Raw genomic sequence first — 15,922 nt, 5'->3', positions numbered from 1 at the left:
ACTGGCCCGTTCGCCGTTCTCGCTCCGATCGGGGGTGCTGATCAGAGGTTGCCGCGGCGGTCCTGCTCGCGCTCCAGGGATTCGAAGAGCGCCTTGAAGTTGCCCTTCCCGAAGCCGAGCGAGCCATGCCGCTCGATGAACTCGAAGAACACGGTCGGGCGGTCGCCCTGCGGCTTGGTGAAGATCTGCAGCAGGTAGCCGTCTTCGTCGCGGTCGACCAGGATGCCGCGCTTCTTCAGCTCCTCGACCTCGACCCGGACCTTCCCGATCCGGGCGCGCAGCTCCGGGTCGTCGTAGTACGAGTCGGGGGTGGAGAGGAACTCCACGCCGTTGGCGCGCAGGATGTCGACGGTGGAGAGGATGTCGTTGGTGGCGAGCGCCAGGTGCTGGCAGCCGGGGCCGCCGTAGAACTCCAGGTACTCGTCGATCTGCGACTTCTTCTTGGCGATGGCCGGCTCGTTGAGCGGGAACTTCACCCGGTGGTTGCCGCTGGCGACGACCTTGGACATCAGTGCGGAGTACTCGGTGGCGATGTCGTCGCCGACGAACTCGGCCATGTTCACGAAGCCCATGACGCGGTTGTAGAAGCCGACCCACTCGTCCATCCGGCCGAGCTCGACGTTGCCCACCGCGTGGTCCAGGGCCTGGAAGAGCCGCTTCGGGTGGCCGGCGGTGCGGGCCACCCTGGTCTCGGCGGCCACGAAGCCCGGCAGGTAGGGGCCGTGGTAGCGGGAGCGGTCGATCAGGGTGTGCCGGGTCTCGCCGTAGGTGGCGATGGCGGCGCGGCGCACGGTGCCGTTCTCGTCGGAGACGTCGTTCGGCTCCTCCAGCACGGTGGCGCCCTGGGCGCGGGCGTGCGCGATGCACTTGTCGACGTCCGGCACCTCCAGGGCCAGGTCGACGACGCCGTCGCCGTGCCGGCGGTGGTGGTCCAGCAGCGGGCTGTCCGGGGCGACACCGCCCTTGATCACGAAGCGGCAGGAGCCGGAGCGCAGCACGAAGGCCTTGCGGTCGCGGCGGCCGGTCTCCGGACCGGAGTAGGCGACCAGCTCCATGCCGAAGACGGACTGGTAGAAGTGGGCCGTCTGGGTGGCGTTGCCCACCACGAACACGATGGCGTCCTGCGCGGTGACAGGGAACGGGTCCGTGGCGGGGTCGTGCTCGACGAGGCCGACGAGGCGGCGGAGCTGCTCGGCGTCGAGACCGGCCTCGCGTTCCTCGGGGGTCAGCTCAAGGGCGTGGGACTGCGGGGTCATCGGTCGTTCCTCCACATTGAGGCCTCGGCATTGAGGCATCCGCTTGAGGCGGCCGCACCGCTGGGTGGGTGGTGCGGCTGAGCGGAGAGCTTGCTCCTGTCGGGGTGGTTGGGCAACAGGTCGGGATTTCACTGTTCAATGTGTACAAGCTGGTCAGGAAATGGCCGGTCCGGCTGCACAAAATGCCTGGTCGTCCGGGGTGGTTCGCGAGAGGTCTGTACGGCGGTCGATCGGGGCCGGTCGGGGCGGTGCCGGGGGGGTTCGGGTCGGGTCGGTGGGGGCGCTCAGGGGGTCGTCGGCGGGCCGCCCGGCAGGTACCGCAGGAACCAGTCGCGGGCCAGCTCGGCGACCCGGTCGAGCGTGCCCGGCTCCTCGAAGAGGTGGCCCGCGTGCGGCACCACCACCAGTTCACTCTCGCAGCGCAGCCGCGCCCGCGCCTGCCGGTTCAGGTCGATCACCCGGCCGTCCAGGCCGCCCACCACCAGCAGGGTCGGCGCGGTGACCTCGGCCAGTCGGCCGGGACCGGTGAGGTCGGGACGCCCGCCCCGGGACACCACGGCGCGCACCCCCTCGCCCAGCGCGGCGGCCGTCGTGAGCGCGGCGGCCGCGCCGGTGCTGGCCCCGAACAGCCCGAGCGGGAGAGCCCGCTCCCGGCCCTCCGGCAGCTCGGGCAGGAGCCCGGCCGCGGCGGTCAGCCGGGCCCCGAGCAGCTCGACGTCGAACACCTTCCGCCGGTCCGGCTCCTCGTCCTCGGTGAGCAGGTCGAACAGCAGGGTGGCCAGGCCGGCCCGGTTCAGGGCGGCGGCCACCCGGCGGTTGCGCGGGCTGTGCCGGCCGCTCCCGCTGCCGTGGGCGAACACCACCACGCCGGCCGCGTCCACCGGGACGGTCAGCCGGCCGGCCAGCCGGACACCCGCGACCGGCAGGACCAGCTCACGGTCGACCCCGCTGCCGGCCGCCCCGGCGCCGTCCTGGGCGGGCGCGGCCCGCGCCTCGGCGAGGTGGCGCAGCACCTCCTCGTCACCGGTCTGCGAGAAATCGCCGTAGAACTCGCCGATCGCGAAGAACGGCGACGGCGTGCCGACGCAGACCAGTTCGTCCGCGATCCCGGCCAGCCGGGCCGTCCAGTCGTCGGGCGCCACCGGAACGGCCAGCACCACCCGGGCCGCCCCCCGGGCCCGGACGATCACGCAGGCGGCCCGGGCCGTGGAGCCGGTGGCGATGCCGTCGTCCACCACGACCACGGTGCGGCCGCGCAGCTCCTCGGGCGGGCGCCCGCCCCGGTAGCGGCGGGCCCGCCGCTCCAGCTCCGCGCGCTCGCGCAGCTCGACGTCGGCGAGCTGCCCGGGCGTGACGCCGACCAGCCGGATCACCTCGTCGTTGAGCACCCGGACGCCGTCCTCGCCGATCGCGCCCATGCCCAGCTCGGGCTGGCGGGGCACCCCGAGCTTGCGGATCACGCAGATGTCCAGCGGGGCGCCGAGCGCGGCCGCGACCTCGGCGGCCACCGGGACCCCGCCGCGCGGGAGGGCGACGACGACGGTGCCGGGGCCGCGCAGGTGGCCGAGCAGTTCGGCCAGCCGGCGGCCCGCGTCGGTGCGGTCGGTGAAGTGGGTCCGGGTGCGGTGCATGACGCGGCCTCCGGTTCCACCGTACGTCGGCGGGCGGCGCCGGGGGCCGGCCGTTCCCGCCTCCGGCGGCCGGTGGGTGCCTCGCGCCGCACGCCGTCGCCCCGGCGGCCGGCATCCCCGGGGGACCGGCACGAAGTACGGGACGTTCGGCAGGGATCCGGTGCACTACCCGCTCCCCTACCTGCGGGCCCGGAGCTGGGAGCGGTCATAGCGCCCGCGCGCCCTGACCTGCCCGTTCCGCGCCCGGCCCTTCCCGGTCCTGCCCCTTCCCGGTCCCGCCCCTTCGCGGTCCTGCCCGCGCCCGGCCTGTCCCGGTCCTGCCCCGGCCCGTCCCGGTGCCGCCCCGGCCCGTCCCGTGTGCCGACCGGGCCGGGACGGGCAGGGCGGCTCAGGCGCCCGGGGCGTCGGGCGGGCCATCGTCGAGATCGGAGAACCCGGGAGGCCGGAGCAGTCGCAGCAGGAGCGGGAGGTGGATCGCGATGGGCGGCACCACCGTATTCGACCGTCGGATCCAGGCCGGACCGGCCGGCATCCCGCTGGCGGTGCGCCGGGGCGACGGTTCCTGGGCCGAACTCGCCGAGCGGACGGCCGCGTTCGGGGCCGATCGGTTCCTGCTCGTGACCGACGGCGCGGCACCCGCCGACCACCTCGCCAGGGTCCGCGCCATGGCCGCCGCGCAGGCGCCGTGCACCGTCATCGACCTGCGGTCCGCGCCGCTGCCGGACCGGCCTGCCCCGGGCGAGGGCACCGGTGGCCGCACCGTCGTGATCGCCCTCGGCGGTGAGCGGGCCTGCGCCGTCGCGGCCGACCTGCGGCTGCCGACCACCCTGGCGGCGGCCGTCGGGCCCGCGCTCGCGCTGCGGCGCCCGCCCCCCGAGGCCCGCGCGCTGCCCGACCGCACGGCGCCCGCGCTGGTCTGGGTCCGCGGCGATGTGCTGGCCGACCGGCCCGCCGCCGAGACCAGGGCGGGCATGATCGGCGTGATCCGGCACGTGCTCGCCGTCTGCCCGGCGCAGTACGAGGCGCTCGCCGAGGCCCTCGACCCCGAGGCGCGCTACTCCGAGCGCACCGTCGCCGGCTTCCTCGCCGTCTGCGCGGACGCCCGGGCCGCCCTGGTCTGCTTCGACCCGTTCGAGACCGGCCCGGCCCTCGCCCTGGGCTACGGGCGGCGCCTCGGCACACTGGTTCGCCGCCTGGCCGGCCGCCTCTTCGCGCCCGGCGAGGCCGAGGCCCTGGGACTCCTGCTCGCCGCCCGCCTCGCGGTCCGGCTCGGCCTGCTGGACGCGGCCGGAGCCTGGGCCCACCGCGAACTGGTCGCCCGCAACGGCTCGGTGACCGGCCTGCCCGGCGGTACGGACGTGGCGGCCCTCGCCGACGCGCTCGGCGCGGCCCTCGCTCCCGGACCCGGTCTGCTGCTGCTCGCCGGTCTCGGGCGGCCGTCCTGCGTGGCCGGCCGGCTGCTCACGCCGGTGGGAGCCGCGCCGGTGCGGGCGGCGGTGGAGGGGCTGGGTCCGGTCGGGGTGCCGTCCGGTCGGGTCGCGGAGCTCCTGCCGGTGACCGGGTGAGCGCGGGGTCCCGGTGCGCGGCACCTCCGGACCGGGCGGGGCCCGGCAGCGGGCGGGAGCAGGACGGGACACGGTCACCGTGCGACCGGGACGACGGGCGGCACACCGTGGAACGGCAGGGCGGACCGGACCGGGCCGCCGCCGACCAGAAGGAGTCACCGCCATGACGGGCACCGTCATCACCGACCTCCGCCGACGCGGCGCCGTCGACCCCAGCCGCGTGCTGACCGGGCCGCTGCGCGCGGTCGGACTGCGGTGGCTCGACCCGGGCCGCACGACCGAGGTCATCGCCGAGGGCGTCGAGCACGCCCTCTACGTCACCGCCGGTTCGGGGACGGCCACCGGCCCGGACGACGACGCCGAGGAGGCGCCCGACGCCGGGTTCCCGCTGGTCGAGGGCACCGCGCTGACCCTGCCGCTGGGCGGGCGGACGGTGCTCACCGCCGGCACGGCGGGGCTGGAGTTCTTCCAGGCCGTCCTGGCCGTCGCCGGCCGTCCGACCGGGTCCGAGGCCCCCGGGCCGTCCAGGGGACGGCGGCGCGCCGACGGCCACGCCGGGGCCCGCCCCGGAGGTGACGGCCCGGGAACAGCCCCTCCGGACCGGCCCCCGCGCCCCCGGCGGTCCGCCGATCCCGAGCACCCCGAACAGCCACAGCACCCCGAACAGGCACAGCACCCCGAACAGGCACAGCACCCCGAACATCCCGAACATCCCGAGCACCCCGAACATCCGAAGGGAGGCGAGTCACGGTGATCGTCACCGCCGCCGCAGGCTCCGCCGCCGTCATCCTGGGTCCGAACGGTGAACGGATTCGCCTCCGCTGCCTGGCCCGCCGCTCCATGCTCGCCAGTGCCTGCGAGTCCTTCGACCACCTGCGGCTGAGCCCCGGCGCCCGCCACACGCTGCCGGGGCAGGCCGGGACCGAGGTCGCCCTCCATGTGCTGCGCGGCTCCCTCCTCGTGGGGCAGACGCCCGGCGAACCGAACCACCTGGCGGTCGACGGCGACCTCCTGCTGGCCCGTCGGGGCACCCCGCTCCAACTGGAGGCCGGACCGCTGGGTGCCGAACTGCTCTGCCTCACCCTGGCCGCGGCCCCCCGCGCCACCGCCCGCCCGGCCCCGGCCCGGCGGCGCACCGAGTGGCGTACCCGCCCCTGACCCGCCCCGAGCCCGTCGGCCATCCCGGCCCGGGTGCTCCGCTCCGGAGCGCCCGGGCCGGACGGCTGTCCCGGCCCCACGCCCGCAGGTGCACCCCGGCCCGCGCCGGGGCCGCCCCATGTGCGCGGGGCCGTACGGCGTCCGGTCCTGCGTGGGCCGCCGTCCCGTTCGCCGTCCCGTTCGCCGTCCCGTTCGCCGTCCCGTTCGCCGTCCCGTCCGAAGTCCCGTCCGAAGTCCCGGAGTGGGACCGGAACGGGACGGCGGGCCCATGCGCCCGGGGCGGCGGCCCGCGCAGGGTGGAGGAAGAACGGCCGACCGGCCCGAACCGGTCGGAAGTCGAAGGATCTGGAGCATTTCCCATGGCAACGAACACGGCAACGAAGACGTTCTGCGTCGCGTCCGTACTCGTCGGCCTGGCCGCGGCAGCCGTCGTGTGTCGGAACGTCGTCGACGGCGCGGCAACCACCCCCGGCCCGGCGCCCAAGCGCGGTGGGACCACGAACAGGTGCAAGCCCGGGGAGAAGGACTGCAAGGGCTGAGGCGCTGTCCGTCCCCGTCCCCCTGAACCCGTCGCCGCCCCCGGTGCAGCCCGCACCGGGGGCGGCGGCCGTTCCTCATGCCGTGCCCGCGCCGCCCTTGGACGGGAAGCGGGGGAGCACGGCCCGCACCCGGGTCCCGTGTTCCCGGGGCAGCGGTGCGACCGTGCAGCTGCCGCCGATCTCGGCGGCCCGGTCGGCCATCGAGCGGACCCCGACCCCGCTCCCCTCGCCGCCCGCGGGCTCGGGCACGGCGTCGCCGTCCGCCTCCCGCCGGTAGCCGACCCCGTCGTCCTGCACGGTCAGCGTCAGCGTCTCGTCGTCCACCCGGACCACCACCTCGGCGCGTTCGGCGCGGGCGTGCCGCAGGACGTTGTTCAGCGCCTCGGCGGTGATCCGGTAGACGGCCACCTCGACGGCGGCCGGCAGGGGCGGCAGGGGGTCGGGGGTCACGGTGGCGTCGACGGCGAGTCCGGCGCCGCTGAAGGTGAGCGCGAGGTGCTGGACGGCCCGGGCCAGCCCGAACTCGCCCAGCGGGGCGGGCCCGAGGCGGTCGGTGATCCGCCGGACCTCCTTGATCGCCAGCGCGAGGTCGCCCGAGATCCCGGTCAGCGTCCGCGCCATCTCCCCGCCGGCGTCCCCGGCCCGAGCCTCCTCCCCGGTGGCGGCGGCGACCCCGGCCGCCGCCGAGGCGACGTTGTCCACCCGCAGCCGGAGCCCGGCCAGCACGGGGCCGAGCCCGTCGTGGATGTCCCGGCGCAGCCAGCGCCGCTCCTCCTCCCGCGCCGCGACGATCTGCGCCCGGCTCGCCTGGAGGTCCTCCTGCAACCGCAGCGAGGCGACGGCGGGTGAGACCTGGTCGGCGAGCGAGCGCAGGATGTCGATGTCGCCGGCCTCCAGCCGCTCCTCGCCCTCGCGCAGCCCGACCGTCAACTCCCCGATCGTCGTGCCGTGGTGGACCAGGGCGAAGGCCTGGTCCGGTCCGTCCGTCCGGCCCACGGCGGCCAGCGGGCGGCGGCCGGCCCGGGTGGTGACGCTCAGCGCGACCCCGGGCAGCCGCAGCTCCTCCGCGACGGTGCCGCACAGGACGGCCGGCAGCCGCTCGGGGTCCACCACCTGCCGGACCCGTCCGGCCAGGGTGCGCAGGACCTGGTAGGGCTGGGCGCGGTCGCCGTAGTAGAGCCGGTCGATCACCCCGACCGCCCACCGGGCGGCCCGGGGCAGGGCGGCGCCGAGCCCGAACACCAGGGCGATCAGCGTCAGCCCGGCCGCACCCCGGCCCGGGACCAGCCAGCCGGAGAGCACGGCGGCCACCACCACGAACAGCGTGGTCAGCCCGGTGGCCAGGAGCAGTCCGGTCAGTACCGACCGGGCCGCCCGGTCGAGCCGCCAGCCGCCGTCGCGGATCACCAGGTGGGCGACGGCGACCGCCCAGACCGCGCCGGCGGCGGTGAACAGCCCGTAGCTGAGCCAGTAGTCGTTCTGGAAGCTGCGGTTGTAGTAGTCCTCCAGTCCGGCCCAGAGCAGGTAGGCGCCCAGCATGCCCGCCACGTGCGCCCGGTGGGCCGGGTGCTGCGGCCGGGGCGCGCCGTCGCGGCCGCGCTCCGGCCGGGGGGAGGGGCGGAGCAGCCGGACCAGCAGGACGGCGGCGGCGAAGCCGACGAACAGGAAGTTCGCCGGTTCGTAGAGGCTGTCCAGGTGGTCGGCGATCGAGCCGAAGAACCGGGCGGGCGCGCCGTCGGCGAGCGGGTTCGGCCGGCCGTACGAGGTCGCGTGGCCCAGGAACGACAGGCCGTCCGGGATCTCCCAGAGCGCGACGGCACCGATGTAGAGCCACCACCGGCGGTCGGTGAGCCGTCCGTACGGGAGCCAGAGCGGCAGGACGTAGAACAGGGTCTGGCTGATCGTGTTGCAGACCGACCGCAGCACCGCCATCGCCCCCGCGAGGCGCGGATCGGAGAGTTCCACCCAGACGGGTGCCCCGGCGGCGCTGGGCAGCATCGAGGTCAGGGCGTAGACCAGCATCACCCAGCCGAGCGGGCTGCCCGGCCGGTGGGCGTGCAGCAGCATCCCGGCACCGGCGGTGGGCAGTGCGTAGAGCAGGATGGCGAGTTGGTCCCGGGGGCGGTCGACCCCGGGCGTACCGAGGTGGACGAGCACGTAGCAGGTCCAGAGGGTGGCGACGGCCAGGCAGAGGGCCGTGCAGGCCGCTGCGGCGGCGAGCTGCCGTTGGGCGGGCGTCCGGCGGGCGGAGGGCCCGGTGGCAGTCCGCGGCCGGGTCGGGATCACCGTGATCATGGCACCGCCTCGCAACGGGCTCGGGAGAGGTCCGGCGGCAGCCGCGCACCGGGCACCATTTCAGTCTCGACCGCCCGCCGTCCCGGGCGCATGGGGCAGCGGTCTCGTCCTCGGCACGGTGGTCCGTCGCCGCACGGCGATCCGCGCATGTCACAGAAAGTCACTCCCGCATCGCTGGTAGTGTCGGCCAGGTGGACCAACAGCACCCCGTCGAACCGCCCGCCCCGCAGCCGGACGATCGGCCCCGGGCCGCGCCGCCGGGCGCGGGCGACGGCTCCGGCGCACCGGGAGCGCCGTCCGGCCCGGGCGGCGGGCAGGTCCCGGAGGCCCCCGGCCCTTCGGGCGAGGAGCGGGAGGACTCCTCCGTCCGGGTCCTGATCGTCGACGACCACCCGCTGTTCCGGGAGGGCCTCAGGGCGGCGCTGGAGAGCGCCGAGGGGATCGCCGTGGTGGCCGAGGCGGAGCGGGTCGGCGAGGTCGCGGCCGCCGTCGCCCGCAGCCGCCCGGACGTGGTCGTGATGGACCTCTCGCTGCCGGACGGCTCCGGGCTGGAGGCCGCGCGCCGGCTCGCCGAGCGGCAGCCGTCCCCGCCGGTGCTGATGCTGACCATGTCGGACGACGACGGCAGCCTGCTCGCCGCGCTCCAGGCGGGCGCGCGCGGCTACCTGGTCAAGGGCGCCGGCCGGGAGGAGGTGCTGCACGCGGTGCGGACGGTCGCGGCGGGCGGGGCGGTGTTCGGCGCGGACGTGGCCGGGCGGATCACGGCGCTGCTGGCGGGCGCCCGGCTGCGCGAGGCCGGGCAGCTGTTCCCCGCGCTCACCGCACGCGAGGCGGAGGTGCTCGACCTGGTGGCGCGCGGGCTGGACAACCGGCGGATCGCCCGGGAGCTGGTGGTGGCGGAGAAGACGGTCCGCAACCACGTGACGCACATCTTCGAGAAGCTGCACGTCGCCACCCGGGCCGAGGCGGTGGCCCGGGCACGCGACATGGGACTCGGCGACGGCTGAGGCGGCCGGCACCGGGGCGGGCGCGGGGGCGGGGGCGGGGCACGGAGCGGACCGCCGCCCCGCGCGCCCGGGATGCCAGGAAGCCGAGGATGCGGGGGAGGAGGCCCACATGAGCGAACCGGTTCCGGCCACCGGCGCCCGGCAGGCCGGTCCGACCCGGGCGTACCGGGTCTGCGCCGCGACGCTGCTCTCCGGCCTCGGCTGGGTGCTGCTGGCCCTCGTCCACCAGGACGCCCCGTGGACCGACGCGTTCCTGCTCCACGACGGCCAGACGGTGCTGCTCGGCTTCGGCTTCGCGCTCTCCGGGGTGCTTGTCCTGGCCCACCGGGCCGGACCGGACGCCCTCCCGCCGGGCGCCGTCGGCGGTCCCGGCCCCACCGACCCCGGCCCCACCGACCCCGGCCGGGCCGCCCCGGCCGCCGCCGCTCCCCCCGGACTCGGCCTCGGAGCGGTCCTGCTGGCCGCCGGTTTCGGCGGCTGCCTCTCCCGCTTCGTGCTGTTCGCGGCCAGGGCGGCCGGGGCCGGCCCGGTGGCGGAGGCCGTCGGGGCGGCCCTGCTGCTCGCCTCCGTCACCCTGTTCGTCTTCCTGGCCATCGCCCTGCCGCTCTGGCTCCCGGAGGGGCGGCTGCCCGGCGGCCCCGCGGGCCGGGCCTTCGTGGTCGTGGTGGCGCTCTGGAGCGCCTGCCACGCCTGCGTGGTCCGACTCGGGGCGCCGCTGCCCTACTTCGGCGACGTCCTGGTGCCGCAGGGCGAGGGGCTGCCGCTGGACGAATGGCGGGTCACGCCGGTCTCCTGGGCGCTCGTCGCGGTCAGCCTGACGGTGGCCGCGGTGCGCTGGCGCCGCTCGGACCGGCCGCACCGGGCGGTCGCGGCGGTGCTCGTCCCCTACCTGATCTGGCTGGTCACCACCAACATCGCGCTCAGGCTGGGGACCTCCGAGAGCATCGCGGCGGTCGCCTACTTCACCGGCTCGGCGCTGTGGATGCTCGGCGCGGTCGGGTACGGCTTCACCCGGGACCGCTCGCGCTACCTGGACCGGGCGACCCGGCGGATGCTCAGCGTCCTCGCCCTGACCGCCGTGCTGATCTCCGGCTACCTCGGCATCGCGCTGCTGCTGCGCCGCGCGCTGCCGCAGGCCAGTACCGCCGGCGCCCAGCTCCTCGCGGCCGGGGCGCTCGCCATCGGGGGGTTGATCGGCCCGACCACCCGCTGGGTGGTCCGCGCCGTCGACCGCTTCTACTACGGCGAGCGGGCCCGCCCGTACCAGGTGGTGCGCGCGCTCGCCGAGCGGCTCAGCCGGGCCGTCAGCCCCGCCGACGCGCCGCCGCTGCTCTGCGAGACCGTGGTCGGCGCCCTCGGCCTGCCCGGGGCCCGGGTGGTCCTGCACACCAGCAGCGGTCCGCACGAACTCGCCTCGGTGGGCACCGTCGGTCCCGACAGCCAGGTGTTCCCGCTCAGTTACGAGGGCATGGTGATCGGCGACCTCTGCGCGCCGCCGCGCGCCGGGCAGCCCGTGCTGGACGCCCAGGACCACGAGGTGCTGCGGTTCCTCGCCGACCAGGCCGCGCCCGCCATCGCCTCGCTGCGGATGTACGAGGAGGTCCAGTCCGGCCGGCGGCAGATCGTGCTGGCCCGGGAGGAGGAGCGGCGCCGGCTGCGGCACGACCTGCACGACGGGCTCGGGCCGACCCTGTCCGGACTGCGGCTCGGCATCGACACCGCGCGGGCCGCCGTCCCCGAGGACTCCCCGGCCGCCCGCTCGCTGCGCGCGGTGTCGGCCGGGATCGGCCAGGCGATCGTCGAACTGCGCCGGATCACCGAGGGGTTGGCGCCAGCCGCGCTGGCCGGCCAGGGCCTGGCGGAGGCGCTGCGGCGACTGGTCGCCGGACTGGACGGGGAGCGGGTCCGGCTCAGCCTGGAGCTCGACCCGGACCCGCCGCCGGTGCTGCCGGCCGCCGTCGAGGTGGCGGTGCTGCGGATCGGCGGCGAGGCGCTGAACAACGTGCTGCGCCACGCGGGCGCCACGGAGGCCCGGTTGACGCTGCGGGTCCGCCCGCACGAGGTGGTGGTCGAGGCCCGGGACGACGGCCGGGGCTTCCCGGCGGCTCCCGCGGACGGCGGCGAACCCGGCGCCGCCGAGCAGGACGGCGCCGGCCGCCGCGGTGCCCACCGGGCCGGATCCGGGCTCGGGCTGCGCTCGATGGCCGAGCGCGCCGAGGAGTTGGGCGGCGCCTTCACGGCCGTGAACCACCCCGGCGGCGCCCTCGTCCGGGCGGTGCTGCCCCGGATGCCGGTCGTGTCCGAAACGACGGCCCCGACCACGGACGGAGCCGACCGCCCGCGGCGGGCCCCTTGACGGAAGCCGGGGTTGGCCCAATCATCATGGTCGCGTCAACTTCGCGGCTGTGCCCCCGCTGTCACCGCTCCCCGACCGGGCTGTCCCGGCCGGTAGCCCTGTTCCCGGCCGGACCCCAACCCGGCCGCCCCTACGACCCGACGGCCCTCCGCGAGGCTGTGCGCTTCCGTTCTGCCCCATCAGAATCTGGAGCCTCCATTGACCGAGCGCGCCTCGCGGCGATCCCGCCTGCGCCGATCCGCCCTGTCGACCGGGGCGGTCGTCACACTCGCCGCCGCCCTGTTCGCCCCCGCCGCCGTCGCGGCCCCCGCCGCCCCGGTGGCACCCGAGGCCCCCCGGGCCGTCGCCGCCGCCCCCGACATCCCGGTCGCCAACGTCAAGGCGCACCTGGCCCAGCTGCAGTCGATAGCCACCGCCAACGGCGGCAACCGTGCGCACGGCCGTACCGGCTACAAGGCGTCGATCGACTACGTGAAGGGCAAGTTGGACGCGGCGGGCTTCACCACCGCGCTGAAGACCTTCACCTACAACGGCTCGACCGGCTACAACCTCATCGCCGACTGGCCGGGCGGCGACACCTCGCACGTCGTGATGGCCGGCGCCCACCTGGACTCCGTCACCGGCGGTCCGGGCATCAACGACAACGGCTCCGGCTCGGCCGGCATCCTGGAGACCGCGCTGGCCGTCTCCCGGGCCGGCCTCCAGCCCACCAAGCACCTGCGGTTCGGCTGGTGGGGCGCCGAGGAGTACGGCATGGTCGGCTCCAAGAACTACGTCAACAGCCTTCCCGCCGCCGAGCGTTCGAAGATCGACACGTATCTGAACTTCGACATGATCGGCTCGCCGAACCCGGGCTACTTCACCTACCGCTACGACTCCGCGCTGGACGCGCTGTTCCGCGACTACTTCGCGGGCATCGGGATCAGCACCGAGCAGGACTTCGAGGGCGACGGCCGCTCCGACCACGCCCCGTTCCAGGACGCGGGCATCCGGGTCGGCGGCCTGTTCAGCGGCGCCGACTACACCAAGACCGCCGCCCAGGCGGCCAAGTGGGGCGGGACGGCCGGCCAGGCCTTCGACCGCTGCTACCACTCCTCCTGCGACACCAGCGCCAACATCAACGACACCGCGCTGGACCGGATGACCGACGCCATCGCGTACGCCGTCTGGACGCTCTCGGCCGGTACCACCACGCCGCCCACCGGCACCGTCTTCGAGACCACCACCGACGTCCAGATCCCGGACTACGGCGCCGCGGTGACCTCCGACCTCGCCGTCACCGGCCGGACCGGCAACGCGCCCGCCGCCCTCCAGGTCGCGGTGGACATCAAGCACACCTACCGCGGTGACCTGGTGGTCGACCTGGTCGCGCCGAACGGCACGACGTTCCGGCTGAAGAACTCCAGCGGCAACGACTCCGCGGCCAACGTCCAGGCCACCTACACCGTCGACGCCTCCGCGGTGCCGGCCAACGGCACCTGGAAGCTCAAGGTGCAGGACATCGCGCGCCAGGACACCGGCTACGTCGACAGCTGGAAGCTCACCTTCTGACGAAGGCGTGCGAGGACGTGGGCGCGCGAGGACGTAGGCGCGCGAAAGGGGGTGCCGGCCGCGGCCGGCACCCCCGTCCGGCGCAGGTTACGGCTGCATCTCGTACGCGCCGGACAGCGCCTCGACCATGGACCACACCTTGGCGGCCCGCTCGCCGTCCGCGACCGGGCGGCGGACGTTGGCCAGCGCCCACGCCGCCTGCGCCTCGGTGGTCGAGGCCTTCCCGTGCAGCTCGGTGGCGTGCTTCGAGAAGTCCCGCACCAGCGCGTCGAAGACCTGGTCCAGCAGGTCCGCGTCCAGCCCGGTCAGCTCGGCCTGCTCCAGCACCAGCTGGCCGTAGACGATCAGCGCGAAGAGCTGGCCGATCTCCAGCAGGAAGTCCAGGTCGGCCTGCTGCGCCTCGCTCGGCGCGTCGGTCAGCAGCAGGTCGCAGAACCCGTCGGCCTGCTCGCGGAAGCGGGCCACGTTCGGCAGGTGCGCGAAGGCGTCGTAGGCCTTGCGCCAGTCGTGGAAGCGGATCGCGCCGAGGCCGCGGGCCGGGCCCTGGCGGAACAGGAACTCGTCGTCGGCCGCGTCCAGTCGGGTGGGCACCGGCGCGTAGTCGGCCGGGTTGAAGAGGTAGTTGCCCATGAACTTGAGGATCAGCGCCAGGTTGACGTGGACGGTGCCCTCCAGCTTCGGCAGACCGCGGATGTCCTTCGCGGCCTTGTCGAAGTAGGTGTCCGCCTCGAAGCCCTTGGCCGCGATGACGTCCCACATCAGGTCGATGACCTTCTCGCCCTCGGTGGTGACCTTCATCTTGGTCATCGGGTTGAAGAGCAGGTAGCGGCGGTCCTCGGGCGAGGCGGTGCGGAAGTAGTCCACCGCACGGTCGGAGAACAGCTTCATCGCCACCAGGCGGGCGTACGCGTCGGTCAGCTCGCGCCGCACGTGCGGGAAGTCGGTGACCTTCTTCCCGTACAGCACCCGGTTCTGGGCATGCGTGACGGCCTCGTACATCGCGTGCTCGCAGATGCCGACCGAGGCCGTGCAGAGGTTGAACTTGCCGACGTTGACGGTGTTCAGCGCGGCGTCGAAGGCGGCCTTGCCGGTGTGCAGCACGTCCTCGGCGCGCACCGGGTAGCCCTCCAGCCGGAACTCGCTGACGTACATCTGGGCGTTCACGACGTTCTTGACCAGGTGGTACGCCTCGTGGCGGCTGTCGGCGGCGAAGAAGACGTAGCCCTCCGGGCCGTCGACGTCCGAGCGGCGGCCGAAGACCGAGACCAGGCCGGCGACGTTGCCGTTGCCGATGTAGTACTTGGACCCGGTGGCGGTGAAGCCGCCCTCGCCGTCCGGGGTGAGGATCATGTCGGTGGAGTAGATGTCGGCGCCGTGGCTGCGCTCGGAGAGCCCGAACGCCATCACGTGACCCTCCGCCAGGAGCTGGGCGGCGCGGGCCCGGACGGCCTCGTTCCCACTCTGCCAGACCGGCCCCAGGCCGAGCACGGTGACCTGCCAGGTGTACCAGTAGCCCAGCCCGTAGAAGCCGAGGATCTCGTTCAGCTCGGCGATCCGGGCGGTGTCCCAGCGCTTCTCCGGGTCGACCGAGGAGGGCGTCAGGAACTCCGCGAACAGGCCCTCCTTCGCCGCGAATTCGAGGAAGTCGGCGTACCAGCTGCGGTCGATGTAGGTGTCGATCAGCGCCTTCTTGCCGCGGGACTCGAACCAGTCCACGGTCGCGCGCAGCAGTCGGCGGGTCGGCTCGTCGAACTGCGCGGGGTCGTACGTACGCGGGTTGAAGAGCATCACGGGCTCCCGGGGGTCGAGGGTGGTGATCGGATGGGGCGTGGAGTTCTCGTCCGTCGGCGGAGCCGGGGGGTTCAGGCCCCGGTCCGGTCGGCGGCGAGGCGGTGCAGGGTGGCGAGCACGTCGTCCAGCCAGGCGAGGGTCATCCGCTCGTACTCGATCCCGCCGCGCAGCACCACGTGCTGCAGCTGCTGCCGGGCATCGAGGGCGGCCGGGTCGGGGAAGTCCCGCTGCTCGCCGTGCAGGTAGCGGGCGAGCAGGGCGGCATGGCTCTCGCGGTGCCGCTCGACCTCGGAGAGCAGGGCGGCCGGGTCGTCGAAGGCGGCCGCGCGGATCTTGACCGCCAGCTCGTGCCGGACGGTCTCCGGTTCGACCGGTTCGCGCAGCCAGCCGGCCAGCGCCGCCCGGCCGGGGCCGGCCGCGGAGTAGACCTTCTTGTCCGGCCGGCCGTCCTGGGCGACCTCCTCGGCGGAGATCCAGCCGTCCGCCTCCATCCGCCGCAGCACCCGGTAGATCTGCTGGTGGGTGGCGGTCCAGAAGCGTCCGATGGAGCGGTCGAACCGCCGGGCCAGCTCGTAGCCGGAGCCGGGCTGCTCCAGCAGCGAGACGAGGATCGCGTGCTCCAGTGCCATGGCGGCATCCTGCTATGCAACGAGTTGCATAGGCAAGGGCGCCCCGGCCGGGTGAGACGCAGCTCACCGCGGTGCGCGCCGGGTGTGGGCGGTGAGATTAGCTTCTCGGGCGAAATGGTGCAAAACGGCAGATCAGCGCCAGAA

11 protein-coding genes are annotated in these 15,922 nt (G+C 75.0%); 6 read left to right on the top strand and 5 right to left on the bottom strand.

Going from position 1 to position 15,922, the window contains the following annotated elements:
* Positions 1-41: 41 nt before the first annotated feature.
* Both hppD and ABZ495_RS10760 read right to left on the bottom strand, forming a co-directional pair.
* Complete coding sequence (hppD, locus tag ABZ495_RS10765; RefSeq protein WP_329490446.1) at positions 42-1,256, bottom strand: 4-hydroxyphenylpyruvate dioxygenase; 1,215 nt, start codon at positions 1,254-1,256, stop codon at positions 42-44.
* A 284-nt stretch (positions 1,257-1,540) separates the two neighbouring features.
* Positions 1,541-2,887 carry a phosphoribosyltransferase family protein gene (locus tag ABZ495_RS10760; protein WP_359835350.1) on the bottom strand — a complete coding sequence of 449 codons (1,347 nt, stop codon included), beginning with the start codon at positions 2,885-2,887 and terminating at the stop codon, positions 1,541-1,543.
* A 479-nt stretch (positions 2,888-3,366) separates the two neighbouring features.
* Between ABZ495_RS10760 and ABZ495_RS10755 the strand changes: the two genes are divergently transcribed.
* The 3 genes from ABZ495_RS10755 to ABZ495_RS10745 all read left to right on the top strand — a co-directional run bounded on the left by ABZ495_RS10755 (position 3,367) and on the right by ABZ495_RS10745 (position 5,610).
* The gene (locus ABZ495_RS10755) at positions 3,367-4,452 is read left to right on the top strand and encodes a hypothetical protein (RefSeq protein WP_359835348.1); all 1,086 of its coding nucleotides are present in this window, start codon (positions 3,367-3,369) and stop codon (positions 4,450-4,452) included.
* 163 nt (positions 4,453-4,615) lie between these two features.
* Positions 4,616-5,206: a hypothetical protein gene (locus tag ABZ495_RS10750; protein ID WP_359835346.1), complete on the top strand. Its 591-nt coding sequence runs from the start codon at positions 4,616-4,618 to the stop codon at positions 5,204-5,206.
* Entirely contained in the window at positions 5,203-5,610 is a 408-nt protein-coding gene (locus ABZ495_RS10745) for a hypothetical protein (protein ID WP_359835345.1), read from the top strand. The genes ABZ495_RS10750 and ABZ495_RS10745 overlap by 4 nt, the downstream gene beginning before the upstream one ends.
* 614 nt (positions 5,611-6,224) lie before the next feature.
* Here ABZ495_RS10745 and ABZ495_RS10740 read toward each other — a convergent pair.
* Positions 6,225-8,444 carry an ATP-binding protein gene (locus ABZ495_RS10740; protein ID WP_359835343.1) on the bottom strand — a complete coding sequence of 740 codons (2,220 nt, stop codon included), beginning with the start codon at positions 8,442-8,444 and terminating at the stop codon, positions 6,225-6,227.
* 374 nt (positions 8,445-8,818) lie between these two features.
* Here ABZ495_RS10740 and ABZ495_RS10735 point away from each other — a divergent pair, with 374 nt between their 5' ends.
* From ABZ495_RS10735 to ABZ495_RS10725, 3 genes are all read left to right on the top strand, one after another.
* Complete coding sequence (locus ABZ495_RS10735) at positions 8,819-9,451, top strand: response regulator transcription factor (protein ID WP_329492323.1); 633 nt, start codon at positions 8,819-8,821, stop codon at positions 9,449-9,451.
* 109 nt (positions 9,452-9,560) lie between these two features.
* Positions 9,561-11,807: a histidine kinase gene (locus tag ABZ495_RS10730; RefSeq protein WP_359835341.1), complete on the top strand. Its 2,247-nt coding sequence runs from the start codon at positions 9,561-9,563 to the stop codon at positions 11,805-11,807.
* Positions 11,808-12,086: 279 nt separating this feature from the next.
* Complete coding sequence (locus ABZ495_RS10725; RefSeq protein ID WP_329492324.1) at positions 12,087-13,358, top strand: M28 family metallopeptidase; 1,272 nt, start codon at positions 12,087-12,089, stop codon at positions 13,356-13,358.
* A gap of 87 nt (positions 13,359-13,445) precedes the next feature.
* On the opposite strand, the gene ABZ495_RS10720 is transcribed toward ABZ495_RS10725, so the two are convergent.
* Both ABZ495_RS10720 and ABZ495_RS10715 read right to left on the bottom strand, forming a co-directional pair.
* On the bottom strand, positions 13,446-15,146 hold the full coding sequence (locus tag ABZ495_RS10720; RefSeq protein WP_359804209.1) for an acyl-CoA dehydrogenase family protein: 1,701 nt from the start codon (positions 15,144-15,146) through the stop codon (positions 13,446-13,448).
* Between the two features lie 74 nt (positions 15,147-15,220).
* The gene (locus ABZ495_RS10715) at positions 15,221-15,778 is read right to left on the bottom strand and encodes a PadR family transcriptional regulator (protein WP_329490454.1); all 558 of its coding nucleotides are present in this window, start codon (positions 15,776-15,778) and stop codon (positions 15,221-15,223) included.
* Positions 15,779-15,922 lie beyond the last annotated feature (144 nt).

The sequence above is a fragment of the Kitasatospora sp. NPDC005748 genome (assembly GCF_040630735.1).
In the GTDB taxonomy this organism is placed as follows: domain Bacteria; phylum Actinomycetota; class Actinomycetes; order Streptomycetales; family Streptomycetaceae; genus Kitasatospora.
Note: the sequence above shows the minus strand (reverse complement) of the source record. Positions and strands in the feature narration are given on the sequence as shown.